This is a genomic window from Leucobacter holotrichiae (assembly GCF_055791005.1).
In genome coordinates, this window is the sequence record NZ_JBVUAC010000014.1 from 26,576 (window position 1) to 48,114 (window position 21,539).

Genomic DNA, 21,539 nt, shown 5'->3' on the forward strand with positions numbered 1-21,539 from the left:
GGTCACGCGCTCTTTCGCATCCGCGGGTCGACGATCGTGTAGACGATGTCGATGACGAGGTTCAGGATGAGGGTGATGGCGACGAGCACCATCACGACGGACTGCACCGTCAGGAGATCCCGGTTGCCGACGGCGTCGAGCAGCATCGAGCCGAGGCCGGGGATCACGAAGACGCGCTCGATCACGACGGCGCCGATGATGAGCGCGGCGATCTGCACGCCCGTCACCGTGATGACGGGGATCGCGGCGTTGCGCATGCCGTGCTTGAGCAGCGCCTTCGTGGGACTCAGGCCCTTCGAGCGGGCGGTGCGGAGGTAGTCCTCGCTCATGATCTCGAGCACGGCCGAGCGCACGTAGCGGGTGAGGATCGCGCCCTGCACCGAGGCGAGGGCGAGCACCGGCAGGATCAGGCGCCTTACGAAGTCGCCGGGATCCTCTGCCGGAGGCGTCCAGCCGCCGGAGGGCAGCCAGCCGAGCCCGACCGCGAAGACGAGTACGAGCAGGATGCCGGCGAGGAAGCCGGGGACCGCGACGCCGAGCTGGGAGGCGGCGCCGATGAGGATGCCGGAGGCGTTGCGGTGCCGCACCGCGGCGATGGTGCCGAGGGGGATGGCGGCGAGCAGCGCCACGGCCATCGCGGTGAGCACCAGGATGAGGCTCACCTGCAGGCGGTCGATCACGAGCGGGCTGATGTCCTGGCGGGTGACGTACGAGATGCCGAAGTCGCCGGTGAGGAGGCCCCCGACCCAGTCGAAGTACTGCACGATGAGGGGGCGGTCGGTGCCGAACTCGCGCCGGGTCTGCTCGAGCAGCTCGGGGCTCGCGTTCACGCCCAGGGCCACCTGCGCCGGGTCGCCGGGGACGAGGCGCATGAACAGGAAGACGACGACGGTCGCGACGAGGAACGTCACCGCGAACCGCGCGAGGTTGATGAGTATCCGGATGGCCATGCTGGTCCTCTGAATGAGCGGTGCCGCGGCCGGGCGCGGCGGGATCGGGGATGACGGGCGGCCGCTCGCGCGGCCGCCCGTCAGCGGGTCACTTCCAGGAGAGGCCGGTGAGGTCCAGCGACTCCACGATGGAGTTCTCCGGCATGCCCTCGAGGTCGGCCTGGGTGATGACGATGTTCGGGAAGAGGAACAGCACACCCGACGCAGCGTCGGCGACGATCTGCTTCTGCACGTCCTGCATGCCCGAGATGTAGCCCTGCTCGTCGGCTTCGTCGGCCGCCGCGGCGATGGGCGCGATCTTCGAGTTGTCGTAGCCGATGTAGTAGTCGGGGTTGTTGAAGACCGTCAGCAGGTCGCGCGCCTCGACCGCGAGCACGGTCGTCATCTGGTAGTTGTGGTTCGTGAATACCTCGTCGAGCCAGACGGCGGGGAACTCGGAGGACTGGATCGTGACGTCGATGCCGACCTCCTTGAGCTGCGACACGACGATCTCGGAGACGGACTGCGCGTAGGGGCGGGTCGGCACCGTGTACGTGATCGAGAGGTTCTCGGCGCCGGCCTCCTTGAGCAGCTGCTTCGCCTTCTCGGGGTCGTAGGGGTACTCGTCGTTGAGGTCGACGTAGTAGGGGTCGGTCGGGGTCGCGTAGGTCGCGACGAGCGAGCCGTACCCGTTCCAGGCGGTGTCGATGATCGCCTGGCGGTCGAGCGCGTAGAGCACGGCCTGGCGCACGCGGACGTCGTCGAACGGCGCGACGCGGTTGTTGAACGAGAGGGAGACCTCGCCGCTCGAGGTGCCCGCGGTCACGGTGTACTGGTCGTCGCCCTCGAAGGTCTCGACGAGTTCGGGCGCCTGCAGGTTGACGATCGCGTCGACATCGCCCGTGCGCAGCGCGTTCGTGGTCGCGGTGGCGTCGGCGAAGTACTGCAGGGTGACCTGCTCGACCTCCGGGGTCTCGCCCCAGTAGTCGTCGCGGGTCTCCAGCACGATGTTCTCGTTCTGCTTCCACGACTCGACGGTGAAGGGGCCGGTGCCGACGGGCGCGTTCGCGAGGTCGGCCACGCCGTCGGGAGAGAAGATCGCGCCGACCGGCGTCGCCATGTCGAAGAGCCAGGCGTTCGACGGGCGGCTCAGGTGCACCGCGACCTCGGTCGGGCTCGTCACCTCGACGCTCTCGACGACGTCCATCTTGGCCTTGAGGGTGGTGGTCCAGTCGGTCTTGACCCGCTCGAGGCTGAACTTCACGTCCTCGGCGTCGAACTCGTCGCCGTTCGAGAAGGTGACGCCCTCCTGCAGCGTGAAGGTGTAGGTCTTGCGATCCTCGCTGACCTCCCAGTCCTCGGCGAGGAGCGGCACGATCTCACCGCTCTGGTCGACGCGCACGAGGCCCTCGTAGACGTTCGTCATGAGGGCCTGGGGGATCGCCGCGCCGGCCGTCTTGGTGAAATCGAGGTTCACGGGCGCGCCCGTGAGCGCGACGGTGACGTCGGTCTTATCGCTGCCGGATCCGGATCCCGAGCCGGCGGAGCCTGCCGAGCCGGCCGAGCACGCCGTGAGCGCGAGGGCGCCGGCCGCGGCGAGTGCCGCGGCGAAGATCATTGGGTTCTTGCGTCGCATCGTTGCTTCCTCTTGCGGGTGGTGGCCGACGGGCATCGGCCGCTCTGGGCGCCGGCGGCGCGGGTGGACCGCCGGGTGGTTCGAACGGTGCTGGTGGCACCCCTCCGCGACCATCTTCCTCGATAAGCGCGCTCGAACCGCGAGGTTCGAACCAGGATACATGGTAAGGCCACTTGTTGCACCGCTAAGATAGGGACACCTCGGCCCGTCGTCGAGCGTTCCGCATCGCCGCGGCGACGCTCCGCGGGTCGGATCGCAACCGAGCCGCTAGGAGGCGCCCGCCGTTGTCCACCCCGCACAGCTTCGCTCCCGCCGTCCCGGTGCACACCTACCAGCGCATCGTGGAGCAGATCGAGCACGCCATCGTCACGGGCGAGATCCCCGTCGGCTCCCAGCTCGCGAGCGAGCGGGAGCTCATGGTGCAGTTCGACGTGAGCCGGCCGACGGTGCGCGAGGCGCTGCGGGTGCTGCAGAGCATGGGCCTCATCGAGTCGCGCCCCGGCACCCGCGGCGGCCCGCAGGTGCTCGCGCCCTCGCCCGAGACCCTGCGGCGGTCGTTGCGCGCGATGCTCGGCACGGCAGCGCTCGACCTCGCGGAGCTCGTGCAGTACCGCGTCGTGCTCGAGGGGACGGCGAGCGCCCTCGCCGCGCTGCAGCACTCGGAGGCCCAGCGAGATGAGATGCGCGTCGCGGTCGAGCGGATGCAGCGGGCGGCCGAGTCGAACTCCGATGACTTCGCCGATCTCGACCTCGCCTTCCACAAGCTCATCTGGTCGGCGAGCGGCAACCGCATCTTCGCGCTCAGCGGCGAGGCCGTGTCGGGGGTGCTGCGCTCCGTGATGCACCGCGACGCCGAGGGGCCGCACCACGACAACCGCGTGAAGCTCGAGTCGGCCGCCATCGACCGCGGACTGTTCGACGCCATCGAGCGACGCGACGCGACCGAGGCGGGCAGCATCGCCCGCAAGGCCGTCGCCAACCGCTTCGGCCCGCTGCTCGAACCGGAGCAGCAGGCCGCGCTCGCGCTGCTGGTGGGGTAGGGGTCGGGATCCCGAGTCGCCCGGCGCAGCCCAGCGCCTCACGCGGCCCGTCGGCGATGGAGCCGACGAGTCACGTTCGCGCCGCGAGTTCCGCGCGTGGTGCACATGCGCGTCGCCCTCGGCGGCGCGCTGGGAGCGCGGCGCACAGGGCCGCCGCGGCGAGGAGCACGGCGAACCCGAGCACCGCGAGCGGCAGCCCGACCGCGCCCGCCGCGAACCCCAGCGCGAGCACCGGCAGTGCGCTGCCGAGGTAGGTGACCGTGTAGACCGCGCTGACGGTGGCTCCGTTGCGCGAGACCGGCACGGCCGCGACCGCCCGGCCGAATGCCGCCTGGAACGCGAGTCCCTGGCCGACGCCCGCGACGATCCCGCCCGCCACGACGAGCTCGGCCCGGCCCGTCAGCGGCGCGAGCCCCAGCATCAGCACCCCGGCCGCGAGCAGCGGAAGCCCGAGCGGCTCGCGCCAGCCGCCGCGCAGGGGCAGCAGCTGCACGCACGCCGAGGCGAGCAGGGTGAGCGCCGCGAGCAGGCCGACCGCGGTGCGCGACCCGCCCGGCAGCAGTGCGGCGAACGCCGAGGGGGCGAGGGAGAGGCAGAAGCCGAAGAGGGCGAAGCTCAGGAAGCCGATGCCGGCGGCGCGGCGCACGGCCCGGCAGGCCGCGGCAGGCGGGGCCTCAGCGGCGGCGGGAGCTTCTGCGGCGGCGGGGGGTTCAGCGGCGGCCGGAGGTTCTGCGGCTTCCGAACCGGCCGGGGCGGCGCTCGCCGGGCGGTGCGGATCGGCGGAGAGAGGCTCGGCGTCCTCCGGGCGGCAGACGCCGTGCGGCACGGCCGCGAGGATCACGGGCGCGAGCGCGGCGAGCACGAGCGCGAGCGCCAGGAACGGCGTGCGCAGCGGCGTGCCGAGGCCCGAGAGCGCGCCGCCGAGTACCGGGCCGAGCGCCACGCCGCCCGAGCTCGCGAGCAGGGTGAGCCGGCCCGCGGTACCGGGCCGCCCGACCAGCAGCACCCGGAAGGCGCTCGACGCCGTGCCCGTCGCGGCGGCGATCGCGAGACCCTGAGCCGCGCGGGCGGCGCAGAACCAGCCGAGCGTCGGGGCGAGCGCGAGCCCCAGGGTCGCGCCCGCCCCGACCGCGAGGGCCGCGACCAGCACCGTCCGCCGGTTGAGGCGGTCGGCGTGCCTGCGGAACGCGATCAGGCCGAGCAGCATGGCGATCACGTAGCTCGAGAACGCGAGCGAGACGCCGAGTGCGTCGATGCCGAGCCGCACCTCGAGCAGCGGGTAGAGCGGGGTCGAGAGGTTCGCCGCCACGAGCAGCGAGGCGAGCGTCAGGGCGGTCAGTGCGACCCGGATCTTGGGGCGGAAGGCCGCGGCGGTGGCGAGCGGCGGGGTGATGAGAGCAGGGGTGGCGCTCACGGGGTTCTCCGTTTCGGGCGTGCCCTTGTGGGGCGGTGTCCGGGATCCGCGTCGCGCGGGGTGGTGCACGTGCGGATCTCAGTGGTGGGCGGGTGCACTGACCGTGCCCCGCTCACATTCAAGGTCCGTTCTTCGAATCGCGCAAGCGAAGTTCTTTCGATTGATCGATATGCTCAATCTCAAGACGTGCATATGGGCAGAAGGTGAGCAGAATGAGCGTTCTCGATCAGACGGATCGCCGCATCCTCCGCGAGCTCGACACCGACGCGCGCATGCCGGTCGCGATGATCGCGCAGCGGCTCGGCCTCGCCCGCGGCACCGTGCAGGCGCGCCTCGACAAGCTCGACGCCGCGGGGGTGCTCCGCCTGCCGAGCACCCGCATCACCCCGCAGGCGCTCGGTCGGCCGGTCGCGGCGAGCGTGCAGGTGCAGCTCGACCAGCACCAGATCGCCGAGGCGATCGCGGCGCTCGCCGATATCCCCGAGGTGCTCGAGTGCTTCGCCCCCGCCGGCGACACCGACCTGCTGCTCCGCGTCGTCGCGCGCGATCCCGAGGACCTCTACCGGGTCAGCGAGGAGATCCGGCTCTGCCCGGGCATCATCCGCACGTCGACCAGCCTCTTCCTCCGCACCGTCATTCCCTACCGGGTCACCGGTCTGCTCGCGGGGGAGTGATCCGCGCCGGCTGCGAGCGCGCACGTCGACCTGGGAGAATGGACGGAGCGGATCCCGACGAGCGCGAAGGCGGAAGATGAACGAACAGCCGAACGGACTGGCGAGCCGAGTCACGGGCACGGTGCACATCATCGGCTCCGGCCTGCTCGGCGCGAGCGTCGGCCTCGGCCTGCGCGAGCACGGCGTCGACGTGACGCTCGAAGACCTCTCGCCGACGACGGTCGCGCTCGCCGCCGACTACGGCGCCGGCCGGGTGCGCGCGGCCGGCGATCCCGTGCCCGCGCTCGTCGTCGTGGCGACCCCGCCCGACGTCACCGCCGACGTCGTCGAGCGCGCACTCGCCGAGTACCCCGACTCGGTGGTCACCGACGTCGCGAGCGTCAAGCTCGCCCCCTTCCTCGAGCTCACGCGCCGGGGTATCGACCTCACCAACTACGTGGGCTCGCACCCGATGGCGGGGCGCGAGCGCGGCGGGGCGATCATGGCCCGCGCCGACCTCTTCACGGCGCGCCCCTGGGTCGTGTGCCGCGATCACGAGACCCCGGCGGAGGCGCTCGCGCTCGTCGAGGCGGTCGCCCTCGACCTCGGTGCGGTGCTCATCGAGATGACGCCTGAGGAGCACGACCGCTCCGTCGGCCTGGTCTCGCACCTGCCGCAGGTGGTGGCGAGTCTGCTCGCGGCGCGCCTGGTGCCCGCCACCGAGCAGGCGATCGGCCTCGCGGGCGGCGGCCTGCGCGACACCACCCGCATCGCGTCGAGCGATCCCGAGCTGTGGGTGCAGATCCTCGGCGCGAACCACGAGCCCGTCGTCGAGCTGCTCGAGGCGCTCGCCGCCGACATCGGGGCCTTCACGGAGGCCCTGCGCGATCCCTCGCGCACGGGCGCGAGGCGGCGCATCGCCGACCTGCTCGCCGCGGGCAACCGGGGCGTCGAGCGGATTCCGGGCAAGCACGGATCGTCCGAGCGCTTCACCACGCTCACGGTGCTCGTCGACGATCGGCCGGGGCAGATCGCGAGGTTGCTCACCGAACTCGGAGAACTGGGCATTAACATGGAAGACTTGCGCCTTGAGCACTCGCCGGGCGCGCAGATCGGGTTCGCGGAGATCGCGGTGCTGCCGGAGGTGGCGGACCGCGCGGTCGAGGGGCTCGCCGAACGCGGATGGAGGACGCTGTGAGTGATGCTGTGCACGACGCACCCGAGACGATCGGGGCAGACGCGGCGGTAACCCCTGACGCGGCGTTCCCGATTCTCGTCGCGATCGACGGGCCCGCGGGCAGCGGCAAGTCGAGCGTGTCGCGGGCCGCGGCCGATCGTCTCGAGTTCGGCATTCTCGATACGGGCGCCGCTTACCGCTCCCTGGCGTGGGCCGCGCTGCAGGCCGGCATCGATCTCGACGACGAGGCCTCGGTGCTCGAACTGCTCGAATCGTGGGGCTTCACGATCACCATGCGCGGTGACCAGTGGGTCACCGTGACGCTGCCCGCCCCCGAGGGCGCCGTGCCCAGCGACCCCGTCGACGTGACCGCCGTGATCAGGGATCCGGCGGTGAGCGGCCAGGTCAGCCGCGTCTCGAAGCACACCGAGGTGCGCGAGCGTTTGAACGCGATGTTCCGCCGCATCGTCGCCGAGTCGGGCCTGCCCGGCGTGGTCATCGAGGGCCGCGACATCACCACCGTGGTCGCCCCCGATGCGCCCGTGCGCATCCTCATGACGGCATCGCCCGAGGTGCGCGCTCAGCGACGCGCGGGCGAACTGGCCGGCATGTCGCCCGAGCAGGTGCTCGCCGACATCGCCGCGCGCGACGCGAAGGACGCGCAGGTGGTCGACTTCTTCAACCCCGCACCCGGGGTGACGCTCGTCGATACGAGCGACCTGGACTTCGAGCAGTCGGTTCAGGCTGTGATCGATATCGTACGAGCGGTGCAGGGCGCCGCAGGAGAGAGCAAGTGATGAACGAGCAGACCCCCGGTGGGGCGACCGAGCAGGGCGAGGTGGAGTACTTCGACGCATCGGCGATCGCCGAAGACGAAGTGATCGTGAGCGAGGAGTTCGACAGCGAGGTCACCGACGAGGAGCGCCTGCGCGCCATGCGCTCCAACCTCGACGGCTTCGACCTCGAGGAGGAAGACCTCGCGATCATCGGCGAGGACGGCGAGTTCCTGGGCTTCTCGGAGCCGCTCGCCGAGGCCCTGCCGGTGGTCGCGATCGTCGGCCGCCCGAACGTGGGCAAGTCGGCGCTCGTCAACCGCATTCTCGGCCGCCGCGAGGCCGTGGTCGAAGACGTGCCCGGTGTGACCCGCGACCGGGTCAGCTACCCCGCGGAGTGGGGCGACACCCGCTTCACGCTCGTCGACACCGGCGGGTGGGAACCCGACGCGAAGGGCATCGACGCCTCGGTCGCGCTGCAGGCCGAGGTCGCGATCGAGCTGTGCGACGTCGTGATGTTCGTGGTCGACTCGCGCGTCGGCCCCACCGCTACCGATGAGCGGGTGGTGCAGCTGCTTCGCCGCACGAAGAAGCCCGTCTTCCTCGTCGCGAACAAGGTCGACGACGCGGTGCTGGAGCCCGAGGTAGCGCAGCTGTGGTCGCTGGGCCTCGGCGAGCCGCACCCGGTCTCTGCGCTGCACGGCCGCGGCGTGGCCGATCTGCTCGATCAGATCGTCGCGGCGCTGCCCGAGGAATCGGCGGTCGCCCAGCCCAAGCTCGCCGGCCCTCGCCGCGTCGCGCTGCTCGGGCGCCCCAACGTGGGCAAGTCGAGTCTGCTCAACAAGGCGGCGGGCGAGGAGCGCGTGGTCGTCAACGAGCTCTCGGGCACCACCCGGGACCCGGTCGATGAGCAGGTCGAGATCGCGGGGCGCGTCTGGACCTTCGTCGACACCGCGGGCATCCGTCGCCGAGTGCACCTGCAGAAAGGCGCCGACTTCTACGCCTCGCTGCGCACCGCCGCCGCGCTCGAGAAGGCCGAGGTCGCGGTCGTGCTGATCGACGTGACCCAGGAGATCAGCGATCAGGATCTGCGCATCATCGACCTCGTGCTCGAGTCGGGCCGCGCGCTCGTGCTCGCCTTCAACAAGTGGGACCTGCTCGACGACGACCGCCGTCGGTACCTCGAGCGCGAGATCGAGCAGGATCTCGCCCACGTCGACTGGGCGCCCCGCGTCAACATCTCGGCCCGCACCGGCCGGCACCTTGAGAAGCTGGTGCCCGCGCTCGAGACCGCGCTCGAATCGTGGGATACCCGTATTCCCACGGCGAAGTTCAACGCGTTCGTCGCCGAGCTCGTGCAGGAGCATCCGCACCCGCTGCGCGGCGGCAAGCAGCCGCGCATCCTGTTCGGCACGCAGGTGCAGAACCGCCCGCCCACGTTCGTGCTGTTCACCTCGGGCTTCCTCGACCCCGGTTACCGCCGCTTCATCCAGCGCCGTCTGCGCGAGCGCTACGGTTTCGAGGGCACCCCCATCGTGCTCAATATGCGCATCCGTGAGCGGCGACAGCGACGATAGGAGCTGGGGTCGCCGCTCCGAAACAGCGATTTCTCGCTGTTTCGAGGATGCGCCGCGCGGTTCCGCCCGCGCCTTGCCGCCGGTGTAGACCTCTCGCACGGCTGTCGACCTCCCGCACCGCACGAGAGGTCTACAACCGTGCGAGAGGTCTACGATGGCGAGAACGTCCACCTCGTTGAGGCGGCCAGCATCGGCGAGAACACCCGCCTCGGTGCGGAGACCGGCAGTAGCGAGAACGCCGGCCCTCACCCCTCCGTCATGCCGTGCTCGGCGAGCCAGGCGCGAGCCGTGCGGCGGCGCGCCTTCAGCAGCCACGAGTCGATGACGAATTCGCGCAGCAGCTCCCGGTCGATGATCGGCAGACGCAGCAGCACGGCGGCGTAACCGTCGAAGTGCGGGATCGTGAACGCGACGTCGGGGAACGCGGTGATCAGCTCCCGCTTCGCCTCCTCGCCGGCGACTCGGATCCCGAGCACCGGCTCGCCGGGATCCTCGCCCCGCTCGCGCATCCAAGCAAGATCCGTACCGGTGACCGGTCTGGACCACGCGAACATCGCGCCGCCCATCACGCGCCAGCTCGGTCCCATGTGCCAGCCGCCCTCGCGCTCCTCGGTCTCGGGCAGGGCGAGAGCGATCGCGCGCACATCGTCGAACGTCGCCATGAGTCCCTCCTCGGCTTCAGCTTACGTCGGATCCCACCCGATAGCCTCGGATCATGACCGGAGATCCCCGCGAGCTCACGCGCCTCGAGCGCAGCATCGATCACGCGGCTCACCGGTTGCTCGCCGGCCGCCCCGAGCGCGGGGCCCGGGCGGTGCTCATCGAGTGCGCGGTGTTCCTGTTGAAGCAGGCGTGGGCGTGCGTGTTCGGGGCCCTGCTGCTGGTGGCGATCCTGGCGTCGCGGTTCTGGTATCCCGACGACGCCGCGCTGGCACGCAATGACGCGCTCACCGTCGTGGCGATCCTGATCCAGATCGGCATGCTCGTCTTCAAACTCGAGAGCGGCCGCGAGCTCTGGGTCATCGTGCTGTTCCACATCACGGGCACCGCGATGGAACTGTTCAAGACCGATGTCGGTTCGTGGGCGTACGAGGCGGAGGGGGTGCTGCGCATCGGTGCCGTACCGCTCTTCAGCGGGTTCATGTACGCGGCGGTGGGATCGTACATGGTGCGCGTCTACCGCCTGCACGATCTCAGGTTCGTCCGCTATCCGCGGGTCTGGGTGACCACCGTGGTCGCGGCGGGCATCTACGTCAACTTCTTCAGCCACCACTTCATCTGGGACCTGCGTTGGGTGCTGCTCGCGCTCGTGGTGCTGCTGTGGTGGCGCACGGTCATGTACTTCCGAGTGTGGCGCGCGACGCTGAGGGTGCCTCTGTTGCCGGTGTTCGCGGGGGTCGCGGGGTTCATCTGGATCGCCGAGAACATCGGCACCTGGGCCGGGGCCTGGCTCTACCCGAATCAGGAGGGCGGCTGGGAACTCGTGTCGCCGCAGAAGCTCATCGCCTGGTTCCTGCTGATGATCATCTCGGTCGTGATGGTGACCTGGGTGTATCCGCCGAGACGTCCGGAGTCGCTGCCTTCGCCCTCACCCCAGTCCTCGCCGCGAGCATGAGACGCGTGTGCCGCGCCCCGGGGAGAGGAGCGCGGCACACGCGTCATGGGAGCTGCAGGGAGCGGAGCCGGATCCTGACCCCGATCAGACCGCGAAGAAGGGCAGTGCGATGAGGCCGGCCCCGAGCAGCAGCGCGAATGCCACGATCGCGAGCGCGGCGAGTGCCAGCATGATCCCGTTGAGCCACACGCCCCAGAGCGCGAGGGTGCGCTCGTTCGTGTTCCGGCGCAGCGCGATGATGCCGAGGATCAGACCCGCGATCGGCGCGACGAAGGTCCAGCCGCTCACCACCGAGGCGATGCCGAGCACGAAGCTCGTGATCGCGAAGGCTCGGGCGTTGTCGCCTGCGTTCGCCTGAGGCTCGGCGGAGGAGCGATCGCCCGCCGCCTCGTACCCGGTCCGGGGGCCCTGGGCGTTCTGGGCGGGGACCCGTACGGTGTCGTCGGTCGGTGCCGAGAACTCGGCGGTGGTGTCTGGGAGGACGGCGGTGGTGTTCATGATCGGTCCTTTCGGGGCGTCTGCTCGATGATGCTTCAACGCTATGTCTGACCCCTGGTCGACCGCGTCCTGCCCCGGTATCGACGGCCTCATACCCCGGTACCATCCTCAGGATTCCGGTGATCCGCAGCAGGCCGGGTCCATGAGGCCGATCTCTGCCGGTCTCCCGCGGATCGTCGGAGTTCTGAGACGTTGGCCGGTGCCGGGCAGGCTGGCCGAGACCGAGCCGAGGCCAGCCGAGACCGAGCTGAGACGACAGCGAGGCCGGCTCAGTGCGAGGCGCCCGACACGTCGCTTCCCTTCGGCGCCATGAAGAACACCGCCGCGGCGACGGCGAGCATGATGATGCCGCCCGCGATCCCGGTCGCTTGCAGCGAGTGGGTGAACGCGACGCCTGCTTCGTGCGCGAGCTGCGGGATCCCCGTCTCTCCGGCGATCGAGACCGCGGCGCCGAGCGACGCCTCGGCCTGCGCCGTGAGCTTCGCGTCGAGCTCCGTGAGCGCACCGCTCGCGACGAGCTCGGCGCGATACATGAGCGCTGAAATGCTGCCGAGAATCGCGACGCCGAGCACCGCGCCGAGTTCGTACGAGGTCTCCTCGAGGGCGCCCGCGCTGCCGGCCTTCTCCTCGGGGGAGCCGTGCATGATCATGGCCGATCCGATCGCGAGCGATCCCGTGCCCGCCCCCACGAGGGTGAGCGCGATCAGTACGGTGAGGGTCGACAGGGTGCCGGGCTGCAGCGCGATGACGAGCATGCCGACGCCGGCCAGAGCGATGCCGCCCGCGAGCACCGCGCGAGCGCCGATGACGCGCGCGAGCGGGGGAGCGGCGAGCGAGGCGATCGCGCCGGCGATCGCGATCGGGAACAGCCGCACGCCGGCCTCGACGGGCGAGGCGCCGTCGACGAGCTGCATCCACTGCGCGATGAGCAGCAGCGCGGCGGCCATCGCGAACATGGATCCGAGCGCCGCGATGATGCCCGCCGAGAACTCGCGGTTGCGGAAGAGCCGCAGTTCGAGCAGCGGAAACGCGCTGCGCATGCAGCGCACGATGAACCAGGCCAGCAGTGCGCCGCCAACGGCGAACGCCGCGAGGGCCTCGGGCACGAGGAAGCTCGCCTCCTTGCCGAAGGTCTTGATCGCCCAGACCAGCAGCGTCATGCCGGCGAGCGACAGGGCCGCCGCGAGGGCATCCCAGCGCCCGGTGCGCGGAACGCGCGACTCCGGCAGGATCAGGATGCCGGCGATGATGCCCGCGAGCATGAGCGGCACGTTGATGAGGAACGCGGCGTGCCACGAGAAGTGCTCGAGCAGCAGGCCGCCGACGAGCGGCCCGACAGCCGCGCCGAGACCCGACACCGCAGCCCAGATGCTGAGCGCGGTCGCGCGCTCCTTGGGATCGGTGAAGATGACGCGGATCAGAGACAGCGTGATCGGCATGATCATCGCCCCGCCCACGCCGAGCAGCGCGCGGATCGCGATGACCGTCTCGGCGCTGTTCGCGAAGAGCACGATCAGCGAGGCGCCCCCGAAGATCGCGTATCCGGTGAGCAGCATGCGCTTGCGGCCCCAGCGGTCGGCGATCGCGGCGAAGGAGACGAGCAGGCCGGCGAGCACGAGGGAGTACACGTCGACGATCCACAGCTGCTGGTCGGAGGTCGGGTGCAACTCGGCGGCCATCTCGGGGAGCGCGATGTTGAGGATCGTCATATCCATCGTGATGACGAGCAGGCTCGCGGTCAACACGGATACGGCAGCCCAGCGGCGGGCGCGGCTCAGCGAAGGTGCTGCGGATGTGACGTTGGCGGGGGTGGACATGGGGTCGCTTTCGGGTTCGGATCGAGTGATGGGGTGAAGTTCGTGCGCGGTGCTGCCGACCTCTCAGGGGGCGGCGTGGGAGGCCTCTAAGGATCCGGCGTCGCCAGCAGTGCGACGACGACCCGCTCGAGGTGGTCGCGGTCGAGCGGCGCATCGTGGAGCGCCGCGTGGATCGTGGCGCCGTCGAGGTACACCGCGATGGCGGTGGCGCGCTCGCGGCCGACGTGCGCGGAGAGCATGTCGATCAGGCGATCCGTCCAGCGCTGCGCGAGGGCGCGCATGCCGGGATCGGTGGTTCCGGTGCTCATGAGTGCGACATCGGCGTGCACGGCACGGGAGTCGCAGAGGAAGTCGTGGATCTCGGCCACGGCGCGCTCGGGGTGCTCGGCGAAGTCCGTCAGCTGCGATTCGAGCTGCGTGAGCGAGTCGTCGATCTCGTCGGCCAGCTGCTGCAGAGTCGTGTCGCGCAGCTCGTCGATGGAGCTGAAGTACTGCGTGGTCGAGCCGAGGGAGACCCCCGCCCGGGCGGCGATGGCGCGGTGGGTGAGGGCGGCCGGGCCGTGCTCGATGACGATCTCGGCGGCGGCAGTGAGGATCGCGCGGCGGCGCCCCTCGGGGTCGCGACGGCGCGGCTCGGGCGAGTTCTGCGTGGAGCCCGGCGTGGCCGGCTCGGGCGCGCAGCGGGTGGGACGCGGGGTCGGAGCTGGGGCGGACACGGGCCCTCCTCTCGGGCAGCCATCGGTGTTGGACATCTGTACATGTACATTTGTACATCTTGCGATTGTGTTGCGCAAGTTTGCAGTTCGGCCGTCGGCCTGCCGACTTTGTCGGAGGTGCCGGGTAGCGTTGAAGATACGAAGCGGCCGAGGGGCCGCGCCTCGAACGGAAGGAGCCGGTATGGCTCAGATCAGCACCGCAGACCTATACGACGAACGCGGTGATGAACTGCAGTCGGTGTCGCTGCAGTTTCTGAACCTCGGTGGTGTGACCGGTTTCACCGGTCCCGTGCGCACGGTGCGCTGCTTTCAAGACAATGCCCGTCTCAAAGAACTGCTCTCGTCGCCTGGCGACGGCGCCGTGCTCGTGATCGACGGCGGCGGGTCGCTCGAGACGGCGCTCGTGGGCGATGTCATCGCGGCGCTCGCGGTCGATAACGGCTGGGCCGGCATCATCGTGAACGGCGCCGTGCGAGACCGCGTGGCGCTCGGCACCCTGCCGTTCGGCGTGAAGGCGCTCGGGTCGAACCCGGCGAAGTCGACGAAGACGGGCGCGGGCGAGACCGACGTGCCGGTCGAGATCGGCGGTGTCGTGTTCGAGCCGGGCATGACGGTCTGGTGCGATGAGGACGGGATCCTGGTCGGCGTTTAGAGGTATTCGGCGAGCGAGGAGGTGCGCTGGTGGGGTCGCGGATCCGGGTACTCCTGCCCTTCCTGCCGTATGCGGCGATCTCGATCGTGCACGTGGTGTCGCTCTTCGCCGTTCATACCGGTGCCGGGAGCGCGGTCGTCGGGCCCAGCAAACTCGCGCTGATGCCCGCGCTGGCGCTCGCCGTCGTGTGGGCGGCCGGAGCGCGGGGGCCCGATGCGCCGCCCGGAGTGCGGGAGCCCGATGCGCCGCCCGGATCCCGAACCGCGCTGCGCGGCGCCGGCGGGCCTATTGCTCTGCTCGTCGCGGCGATCCTCTGCTCGTGGCTCGGCGACGGGGCGGCGACGTTCTTCCCGATGTTCGACGACGAGCTGCCCATGATGCTGCTCTGCTTCGGGCTCGCCCACATCGCGTATCTCGTGCTCATGTGGCGCACCCGCGGCCTTGCGGTGCACCGGGCGCCGATGTGGGCGGCCGTGTACGCGCTCGCGTACGCGGTGCTGATCGTGCTGCTGATTCCCCGGGCCGGCGCGCTCACCGTGCCCGTGATGGCCTACGGGCTGCTGCTCGCGGGCACCGCTGCGATGGCCTCGCGCTGCACGGCGGCGATCGCGTGGGGCGGGGCGTGGTTCTTCGCGTCTGACGCGATCCTCTCGCTGCGCATCTTCATGCCCGAGGTGATGCCGGCGTGGACGAGCGGGGTGGTCATGCTCACCTACACGCTGGGGCAGGGTCTCATCGCGTACGGCGTGATCGCGTCGCTGCGGCGTCGCGAAGCCGTGCCGCGGTTCCTCAGCCCTCGGCCGGAGGGGCCTCCGGAAGCAGTTTGAGCAGCTTCTTCGCGCCGCGTGTGACCGCCCCCACGGCGTGCGCTCGCACGCGGAGTTCGGCGTCGCCGGTGACGACGGTGACGGCGTGCTCGGAAGCTGCGAAGGCGGCGGCCTCGGCCACGATCGTGTCGTCTCCGAGGCCGGGTGAGGCGACCACGCGCACGTGCTCGCTGCTCGCGATGCCGTTCGCGACGCCCTCCACCACCAGGGTCCACTCCGGGTAGGCGCGGTCGAGGCCGGGCACGCGGGTCTCGGGCAGGTCGAGGAAGCCGGCGCGGATCCCGTCGCCGTGCACCGCCAGCGCCTCGAGCTGGTCGCGCAGCCGCTCGGCGGCGCCGCGGCGATCCTTCCACCAGCCGTTCGGCACCGAGCCGATCACGTTGGCGGCATCGATCACCACGGCGGGTCTCGCTGCGAGCAGGGGGCGCAGCAGCCGCCAGCTCGCGGCGAACGCGGGGTGCAGGGGGAGCCGCTCGACGTCGTCGAGCTTGATCCAGGCGAGCGCATGGCTCTCGGGGTCGGTGATGCGGGGCTCGAAGGGGGTGACGACGTCGGCGATCAGGGTGGTGTAGGCCCAGCCACCGCGGTCGAGCACGTGGGTGTAGCGGGGTGCGACCGCGTTGTCGGGAACCCCGGCCTCCTCCTGAGACTCGCGGATCGCCCCGTCGATCGCGGCCTCGCCCTCGTGGCGGGCGCCGCCGGGGATGCCCCAGGTGTCGCCGTGGTCGCTCCAGGTGACGCGGTGCTGCAGCAGAATCGCGCCGAGGGAGCGATCGTGGGCGAGCAGGCCGGCTGCGCCGAAGCGCCCCCAGTAGCGCCCGCCGTCGGCCGCCGTGACCCACGCGTCGCCCGGGTTTCGCAGATCGCTCATGGTTTCAGGGTAGCGGTGCGGGGTGGGGGAGCGCCCGGAAGATTGCGTCGGGTGCAGGTGAGTAGGCGATCGATGGTGTTTCCGTGGGTGCCGGGTTAGCGCTTCCGCAGCGCACGGCTGCGGGTGAGAATGGAGTATGAGCGAGAACCAGGATGCCGTGTCGGTGCTGACTGAGGACGAGTGCTGGGAGCGACTGGGGTCGCAGCGCGTGGGGCGGATCGTCACCCGCGTGGGCGACGTGGCCGACGTCGTGCCGCTCAACTTCGTGCTCGACGGGCGATCGGCCGTTTTCCGCACCGCGCCCGGCAACAAGCTCGTCGAGCTGACCATCAACGATTCAGTGCTGCTCGAGGTCGATGAGATCGGCGAGGAGTCAGGCTGGAGTGTGGTGCTGCGCGGACACGCCCGGGTGCTGGAATCAGAGGCGGAGATCGCGGCCGCGGAAGCGCTGCCACTCAGGCCCTTCGTGCCGACCCTTAAGCCGACCTTCGTGCGGATCGAGGCGGAGTCCATCGGTGGCCGCGAGTACCGGTTCGGCCCCGAGCCGCGCCGTGAGGATCAGCAGGAGGGGTAGGGGTTGCGGCTCTGCTCTTGCGGATGATGTGCGGCCGGGCCTGTCCGCTGCTGCGGACAGTCGTGACCGTGGACAGTTGGCGCCGTGGTCATTTGCGTCCCAAAAGTATGGGTAAGATAGAGGGGTTGCTTCGCGAAGGCGCAGTGGCAACGGGCTGTGGCGCAGCTTGGTAGCGCACTTGACTGGGGGTCAAGTGCGGTAACGACTCGGTACGGCTCGAAGATAGAACAACGGGATGTGGCGCAGCTTGGTAGCGCACTTGACTGGGGGTCAAGGGGTCGCAGGTTCAAATCCTGTCATCCCGACAGAAAAGCCCAGGTGAGAGCAGGTTTCTCACCTGGGCTTCGTCGTTTCTGTTGTCCTTTTCGGAGGGGTTTATGGAAGCATCCGACCGCGGATGCTGATGCCTTCCGTGACGCGTCGATTGCGTCCGTTGTGACGAGCCGGGACCTGGCCGGGACCTGGAGCCCGTTTTGGGCCGCGATCGGCAGCCTTTTCATCGCCGAGGTGCCATCGCTCGACTGGACGCTGCGAGGCTCTCTCGCTCGGGGTTCTCGTGTCCGTCGAGGAACGCGTTGGCGCGTGCGGCGGCGTCGGTGAGGTGCCTGGTGTCGGGGTGGAGGTAGCCGCGGGTGGTCTCGATCGATTTGTGGCCGAGGATGCCTTGGAGGACGTGGAGCGGGATGCCAGCGTCGGCGAGCCAGGTCGCTCCGGTGTGGCGGAGCCCGTGCCGGGTGAGGCTGGGTAGCTCGAGCTCGGTGACGAGCTGGTCCCACTTCGTCGCATCCCGCACGGACGCTGTGGTGAGGACCCCACCTCGGGGACCGGTCAGGAGCCGCTCGTCGGGTTCACGATCGTGGGTGAGTCGTTCCAGTACGGGTGTGAGGGCTTGCAGGATGGGGACGTGGCGGATGTCGCGGCCCTTGGTTTGTTTGGTAACGAGGCCGCCTGCGCCGGGGTAGGTTTGGCGGCGGATCGTGACGATGCGTTGGTCCCAGTCGATGTCGCCGACTTGGAGGCCTGAGATTTCGGAGCCTCGCGCGGCGAGGAGAGCGCCGAGCATGACGAAGTCGGAATAGCTCTGATGCACCTCCCCGCACCGATCCGCCAGAGTCGTGAGGGTCGCGAGGTCTTTGAGTACGTGTACGCGTGGCGAGAGGTCGTTCTCTTTGAGGTTGAGGGCTGATTTGCCGAGAGAGCGCCGGGAGCGGTTGCGTGCGGGGTTGCTGGGCAGGAGGTCATCGCGGACGGCTTCATCGAGAACGCGGACGAGGGGCGCGATGGTGTTCTTGATCGTTGACGCGGAGTGCTGAGTCTCCCACTGGTCGATGGTGCGGTCGATCATCCCGGCCGTGATCTGCGACAACGGCAAATGCCCCAGCGCGGGGAGCACGCGGAGGCGGAGACCGAGCTTGTAGCCGTCGACGGTGGAGGTGGGGTCAAGGCCCCGCTGCCACCGGTCGCCGATCATCTCGACGTAGTCGGAGAGCAGGATGCGTTTGTCGATCCCGAGCTCGGCGGAGGCTTGCAGGTACTGGAAGAACTCGTCCGCTGATTCCTCGTCGGGGACGACGAGTGCGCGGGTGACGCGTTTGCGGGTGTGTGGGTCGATCCACCTGGCACGAGCACGGATCCCGGAGGCTCGGTGTTCAAGATCGGTGGTGACTTTCACCCCGATCGGTGGCACCGGGAGTGGCGCGGTGGGTTCAGGCGTGCTCATCGGTATCGAGGGACGTGAGCCACTGTTCGACCTGTTCGATGCGGTACCTCGTCACCCCGCCGATCCGGATGAACGGCGGCCCTTTCTTCTCGGCCCGCCACCTCGACAGTGTCGATTCCGATACCCGCAGGAACGCCGCGATCTCCCGGCTGTCCCGCAGTGGTGAAACGAGCACGTCGCTGGTTTGCTCGGTCATGATTGTTCGCTCCAATCGATGTTCACGATCTCCCGGATCGTCGCATCCTGTTCCGCGAGCCTCGCTTTGACTTGCTCTTCGACGAACGCCAGGAAGTCCTTCGTCCGCTCCGCCACCGGCACCTCTGCGGTGGAGGGTTCGGTCCAGCCGTCTGCTTCGCCTCCCGGCCAGGCGGTGATGCGGGTGGGACGGTCACGGTCCAAACGCGTGCCAGAGATCGTGACCCAGTCGCGGAGGCGTTCACGGGCGACCTGGAAGTCGTGGTGCCAGGCGAGCGCCTGGTTGCCTTTGGCTTGCGGGTCGAAGCAGAACAGCCAGTGCTGCTTCAGCGCTGACAGTTCCCAGAGGAGTTCGGAGTGGCGGTGCCACATCGGAGGGATCACCTGGGCGGGGAGGCCGTAGGTGTGGCGGAGCCAGTCAACCCATCCGTTGAGTTCGAGGAGTTCGTGTTCGAGGTCACTGGGTGGGAGGGTGCGCCAGTTGATCGGGCGTGGCACCTGCCCGAGCGCTGCCGCGAGGTCGCTGGCGTAGGCCTGTTTCGCGAACTCGCGCGTCTTCTCCTCCACACCGAACGGGAGATCGCTGAAATCCGTGCCGTCGACGTCCGGCTCCGGCACACCTTGGGGCGGCTGCTCACTGTTCATCACATGCTCCTGAGTGCAAGACGCGCCGCTATTGCGGCGCGAGAAGGAAGAGAGGTGGGTGCGGCGACCTGGCGGAGGCGGGTGTGGCCGCCGCACCCGGCTGAGAAACCTCACGGATCAGCGGGCGATGGCCTCGCGCTCCACCGAGCCCGTACTGGTTGCGGCGGGAGGTTCGGGATCCAGGTCAGCTTCACGCTGCGCGAGCTGCTGCTGAACCTGCTCCCGGCCAGGAGCCTCCTGCTGCGGTGTCTCGCGTTCGGGTGCGCCGCGGTCGACGGTGTAGCGGGTGATGTTGTTGTCGTGCCCGATCCGGGAAGCGATGAACTGTTCCCGCTCGGCCCCGTCGTCACCGGTGTAGGTGAGGGTTTCGCCTTCTGCGATGAAGTTGTCGCCCTTGCGGAACTGCTCGTGCGCGAGCTCGGCTGACTTACGGAACATCACCAGGTCGGTGAACTCCGGCTCGAGCTGCGTGAACGTGCCGTCCTGTTCGAAGCGGGCCTGGGGCTGCCCGGCACGCATGTAGACGCGGGCGTCACCGTTACTGGTGAACGTCAGCTCCGGATCGGTAGCGACGAACCCTGCGAGGGACTCTTTGGTGCGGATGGTCATCAGCGGGTACTCCTATCGGTTGGCCCCCGCACATGAGGGGCTACCAGACAGGTACGAGCCCCCATCCGTACCGACTGGACTCAATCGCTTTATAAGTGTTAAAGTGATTGCATGATCGAAAACAAGGTTTCTGTCGATGATGCAACCCGGATGGTTGCTGTGGGCGAGAAGGCTGCACAGGATGCGCGGCGGGTCACTCGCTGGTTCCGTGTCTTCGTGATCATGCAGGCGGCCTACGCTTTGGCGTTCACCCTGTCGATCGACGTCGCTGGCGTGGACTATTGGAAGGCGTTTGCGCCGTTCGTGCTGGTCACGCTGTGTATCTGGATGATCGCGTTCCAGCACCGGCGGACGGTTCCGCGACATGGGTTGCGGAACATGGGGATCGCGGTCGCGACATGGTTCGTGTTGTACACGTTGATGTTCGACCCGGCGCTGCAGTTGTTCGGGCTGTCGTCGCCGTGGTGGTGGGTGCTGGCAGGCGTAGTCGCTGTCACTCCGATCCTCGCGTGCCTGTTCGCGAGCTCACGCCGATGACCGCTTCCGAGTCGACGGGCTCTCCGCTCACGGGTCACCCGCGGAAGGACCTCGATAGCCTCATCCATTCTCCGGTGCGTTTCTCGCTGCTCGCCGCGCTACGAAACCTGGAGGATGTGGACTTCAGGTTCCTTGCAGACCTGCTCGAGGTGAGCGACTCCACTCTCTCCCAAACGCTCACCGTTCTGGCAGACGCGGGCCTTGTGACGGTGCGGAAAGAAGCAGCGGGCAGACGCACCCGCACCTGGGTCGGCATCACCGCCGCCGGACGCACGGCGTTCGAACGTCACCTGGCGACATTACAAGCCATCGTCAGCACCGGCACAGCGAAGCAACCCTCAGAGGAAACCACATGAACACGCGCACTCGAGCACGCCTCGCGGACCCAGATGACCTCGCTGCTGCTGCCGACACCCTCGCAGCAGCATTCGAGCACTACCCCTGGACCCGCTACGTGATCCCGCAGGAGCACTACCATGAGCGATTGCGTGCCCTGCAACAGCTATACCTGGAATACGCCCACGCGCACGGCATCGTCGCAGTCGCAAGCCACTGCGATGGTGTGATCGCGCTCCTTCCACCCGATGCACCCGAACCAGCGCCGGAGATGATCAACGAGGTCATGCGCCTGCACGGTGACAGGATCAGCAGGCTCCAACAGAGCGACCCGCCCGCGGGCGCGTGGCGTGTGGAGACTCTGGGCGTGCGCCCGAAACGACAAGGGCAAAGGCTCGCATCGACACTCCTGGTCTTCGCGCTGACCGAGGCAGTCCGTCGAGGCTGCGAACAGGTCGTGCTCGACACCTCCGAACCGCGAAACGTCCGCCTCTACGAACGCCACGGCTTCCAGACCACCACCCACACCGATACCGGTCATGGGCCACCGGTATGGACCATGACCGCAACCTTTGAAAACTCCACGACCAGGAAGGCTTCTCTGTGATAACTGCTGCCACAGTGTTAGAGGCGTATCGGGTCTGCTGAAGTTTTGGTTGAGTCCAAGACCGCATAGCTGGGAAGCTGTGCTGGAAGGATGGCAGTTATGCCGATCAAGTTCAGTGATG

24 protein-coding genes and 1 tRNA gene are annotated in these 21,539 nt (G+C 69.1%); 13 read left to right on the forward strand and 12 right to left on the reverse strand.

The annotated features are described in order from the left end of the window. Positions 1 to 2: 2 nt before the first annotated feature. Together AC0KXF_RS14235 and AC0KXF_RS14240 are read right to left on the reverse strand one after the other, a co-directional pair. Positions 3 to 950: an ABC transporter permease gene (locus AC0KXF_RS14235; protein WP_223043122.1), complete on the reverse strand. Its 948-nt coding sequence runs from the start codon at positions 948 to 950 to the stop codon at positions 3 to 5. Positions 951 to 1,038: 88 nt separating this feature from the next. Then, positions 1,039 to 2,565 carry an ABC transporter substrate-binding protein gene (locus AC0KXF_RS14240; protein WP_473109802.1) on the reverse strand — a complete coding sequence of 509 codons (1,527 nt, stop codon included), beginning with the start codon at positions 2,563 to 2,565 and terminating at the stop codon, positions 1,039 to 1,041. 284 nt (positions 2,566 to 2,849) lie between these two features. On the opposite strand from AC0KXF_RS14240, the gene AC0KXF_RS14245 reads away from it, so the two are divergent. Beyond that, on the forward strand, positions 2,850 to 3,605 hold the full coding sequence (locus AC0KXF_RS14245; protein ID WP_473109801.1) for a FadR/GntR family transcriptional regulator: 756 nt from the start codon (positions 2,850 to 2,852) through the stop codon (positions 3,603 to 3,605). A 70-nt stretch (positions 3,606 to 3,675) separates the two neighbouring features. Here the strand turns inward: AC0KXF_RS14245 and AC0KXF_RS14250 are convergent, their stop codons facing one another. Next, the gene (locus AC0KXF_RS14250; RefSeq protein WP_473109800.1) at positions 3,676 to 5,019 is read right to left on the reverse strand and encodes an MFS transporter; all 1,344 of its coding nucleotides are present in this window, start codon (positions 5,017 to 5,019) and stop codon (positions 3,676 to 3,678) included. Positions 5,020 to 5,231: 212 nt separating this feature from the next. On the opposite strand from AC0KXF_RS14250, the gene AC0KXF_RS14255 reads away from it, so the two are divergent. The 4 genes from AC0KXF_RS14255 (at position 5,232) to der (ending at position 9,199) form a co-directional block, all read left to right on the forward strand. Continuing rightward, positions 5,232 to 5,693 (forward strand): Lrp/AsnC family transcriptional regulator, encoded by a 462-nt coding sequence (locus tag AC0KXF_RS14255; RefSeq protein ID WP_473109799.1) that lies wholly within the window; start codon positions 5,232 to 5,234, stop codon positions 5,691 to 5,693. A gap of 76 nt (positions 5,694 to 5,769) precedes the next feature. Beyond that, positions 5,770 to 6,870, forward strand: a complete 1,101-nt coding sequence (locus AC0KXF_RS14260) for a prephenate dehydrogenase (protein ID WP_473109798.1) — start codon at positions 5,770 to 5,772, stop codon at positions 6,868 to 6,870. Continuing rightward, complete coding sequence (cmk, locus tag AC0KXF_RS14265; RefSeq protein ID WP_473109797.1) at positions 6,855 to 7,646, forward strand: (d)CMP kinase; 792 nt, start codon at positions 6,855 to 6,857, stop codon at positions 7,644 to 7,646. Before AC0KXF_RS14260 ends, cmk begins: the two co-directional genes overlap by 16 nt. Beyond that, positions 7,646 to 9,199 carry a ribosome biogenesis GTPase Der gene (der, locus tag AC0KXF_RS14270; protein ID WP_473109796.1) on the forward strand — a complete coding sequence of 518 codons (1,554 nt, stop codon included), beginning with the start codon at positions 7,646 to 7,648 and terminating at the stop codon, positions 9,197 to 9,199. Before cmk ends, der begins: the two co-directional genes overlap by 1 nt. 245 nt (positions 9,200 to 9,444) lie before the next feature. On the opposite strand, the gene AC0KXF_RS14275 is transcribed toward der, so the two are convergent. Next, positions 9,445 to 9,861 carry an MmcQ/YjbR family DNA-binding protein gene (locus tag AC0KXF_RS14275; RefSeq protein ID WP_473109795.1) on the reverse strand — a complete coding sequence of 139 codons (417 nt, stop codon included), beginning with the start codon at positions 9,859 to 9,861 and terminating at the stop codon, positions 9,445 to 9,447. Between the two features lie 53 nt (positions 9,862 to 9,914). Between AC0KXF_RS14275 and AC0KXF_RS14280 the strand changes: the two genes are divergently transcribed. Next, complete coding sequence (locus AC0KXF_RS14280; protein ID WP_473109794.1) at positions 9,915 to 10,814, forward strand: DUF817 domain-containing protein; 900 nt, start codon at positions 9,915 to 9,917, stop codon at positions 10,812 to 10,814. An 84-nt stretch (positions 10,815 to 10,898) separates the two neighbouring features. On the opposite strand, the gene AC0KXF_RS14285 is transcribed toward AC0KXF_RS14280, so the two are convergent. From AC0KXF_RS14285 to AC0KXF_RS14295, 3 genes are all read right to left on the reverse strand, one after another. Continuing rightward, positions 10,899 to 11,312 (reverse strand): DUF4190 domain-containing protein, encoded by a 414-nt coding sequence (locus tag AC0KXF_RS14285; RefSeq protein WP_473109793.1) that lies wholly within the window; start codon positions 11,310 to 11,312, stop codon positions 10,899 to 10,901. 269 nt (positions 11,313 to 11,581) lie between these two features. Beyond that, entirely contained in the window at positions 11,582 to 13,129 is a 1,548-nt protein-coding gene (locus AC0KXF_RS14290; protein WP_473109792.1) for an MFS transporter, read from the reverse strand. Between the two features lie 86 nt (positions 13,130 to 13,215). Continuing rightward, positions 13,216 to 13,845 carry a TetR/AcrR family transcriptional regulator gene (locus AC0KXF_RS14295; protein ID WP_473109791.1) on the reverse strand — a complete coding sequence of 210 codons (630 nt, stop codon included), beginning with the start codon at positions 13,843 to 13,845 and terminating at the stop codon, positions 13,216 to 13,218. 181 nt (positions 13,846 to 14,026) lie between these two features. On the opposite strand from AC0KXF_RS14295, the gene rraA reads away from it, so the two are divergent. Together rraA and AC0KXF_RS14305 are read left to right on the forward strand one after the other, a co-directional pair. Next, positions 14,027 to 14,497 (forward strand): ribonuclease E activity regulator RraA, encoded by a 471-nt coding sequence (rraA, locus tag AC0KXF_RS14300; RefSeq protein ID WP_223043135.1) that lies wholly within the window; start codon positions 14,027 to 14,029, stop codon positions 14,495 to 14,497. Positions 14,498 to 14,526: 29 nt separating this feature from the next. Beyond that, on the forward strand, positions 14,527 to 15,324 hold the full coding sequence (locus AC0KXF_RS14305; protein ID WP_473109790.1) for a lysoplasmalogenase: 798 nt from the start codon (positions 14,527 to 14,529) through the stop codon (positions 15,322 to 15,324). Here AC0KXF_RS14305 and AC0KXF_RS14310 read toward each other — a convergent pair. Further along, a complete protein-coding gene (locus tag AC0KXF_RS14310) occupies positions 15,287 to 16,195 on the reverse strand; it encodes an NUDIX domain-containing protein (protein WP_473109789.1) in 909 nt (302 codons plus the stop codon). The two genes, AC0KXF_RS14305 and AC0KXF_RS14310, sit on opposite strands and share 38 nt — an antisense overlap. 136 nt (positions 16,196 to 16,331) lie before the next feature. On the opposite strand from AC0KXF_RS14310, the gene AC0KXF_RS14315 reads away from it, so the two are divergent. Together AC0KXF_RS14315 and AC0KXF_RS14320 are read left to right on the forward strand one after the other, a co-directional pair. Further along, positions 16,332 to 16,769: a pyridoxamine 5'-phosphate oxidase family protein gene (locus AC0KXF_RS14315; RefSeq protein ID WP_473109788.1), complete on the forward strand. Its 438-nt coding sequence runs from the start codon at positions 16,332 to 16,334 to the stop codon at positions 16,767 to 16,769. A 231-nt stretch (positions 16,770 to 17,000) separates the two neighbouring features. Next, positions 17,001 to 17,074, forward strand: a tRNA-Pro gene (locus AC0KXF_RS14320). A gap of 191 nt (positions 17,075 to 17,265) precedes the next feature. On the opposite strand, the gene AC0KXF_RS14325 is transcribed toward AC0KXF_RS14320, so the two are convergent. From AC0KXF_RS14325 to AC0KXF_RS14340, 4 genes are all read right to left on the reverse strand, one after another. Continuing rightward, entirely contained in the window at positions 17,266 to 18,441 is a 1,176-nt protein-coding gene (locus AC0KXF_RS14325) for a tyrosine-type recombinase/integrase (RefSeq protein ID WP_473109787.1), read from the reverse strand. Between the two features lie 34 nt (positions 18,442 to 18,475). Continuing rightward, positions 18,476 to 18,685 carry a helix-turn-helix transcriptional regulator gene (locus AC0KXF_RS14330; protein WP_059062910.1) on the reverse strand — a complete coding sequence of 70 codons (210 nt, stop codon included), beginning with the start codon at positions 18,683 to 18,685 and terminating at the stop codon, positions 18,476 to 18,478. Continuing rightward, a complete protein-coding gene (locus tag AC0KXF_RS14335; protein ID WP_473109786.1) occupies positions 18,682 to 19,329 on the reverse strand; it encodes a hypothetical protein in 648 nt (215 codons plus the stop codon). The genes AC0KXF_RS14330 and AC0KXF_RS14335 overlap by 4 nt, the downstream gene beginning before the upstream one ends. Before the next feature lie 117 nt (positions 19,330 to 19,446). Continuing rightward, positions 19,447 to 19,938 carry a single-stranded DNA-binding protein gene (locus AC0KXF_RS14340; protein WP_473109785.1) on the reverse strand — a complete coding sequence of 164 codons (492 nt, stop codon included), beginning with the start codon at positions 19,936 to 19,938 and terminating at the stop codon, positions 19,447 to 19,449. Between the two features lie 111 nt (positions 19,939 to 20,049). Here AC0KXF_RS14340 and AC0KXF_RS14345 point away from each other — a divergent pair, with 111 nt between their 5' ends. The 3 genes from AC0KXF_RS14345 to AC0KXF_RS14355 are packed head-to-tail and all read left to right on the forward strand — an operon-like array spanning position 20,050 to position 21,418. Continuing rightward, complete coding sequence (locus AC0KXF_RS14345) at positions 20,050 to 20,475, forward strand: hypothetical protein (RefSeq protein ID WP_473109784.1); 426 nt, start codon at positions 20,050 to 20,052, stop codon at positions 20,473 to 20,475. Continuing rightward, positions 20,448 to 20,831, forward strand: coding sequence for a transcriptional regulator (locus AC0KXF_RS14350; RefSeq protein ID WP_473110107.1), 384 nt, complete (start codon positions 20,448 to 20,450; stop codon positions 20,829 to 20,831). The genes AC0KXF_RS14345 and AC0KXF_RS14350 overlap by 28 nt, the downstream gene beginning before the upstream one ends. Continuing rightward, positions 20,828 to 21,418 carry a GNAT family N-acetyltransferase gene (locus AC0KXF_RS14355; RefSeq protein WP_473109782.1) on the forward strand — a complete coding sequence of 197 codons (591 nt, stop codon included), beginning with the start codon at positions 20,828 to 20,830 and terminating at the stop codon, positions 21,416 to 21,418. Before AC0KXF_RS14350 ends, AC0KXF_RS14355 begins: the two co-directional genes overlap by 4 nt. Positions 21,419 to 21,539 lie beyond the last annotated feature (121 nt).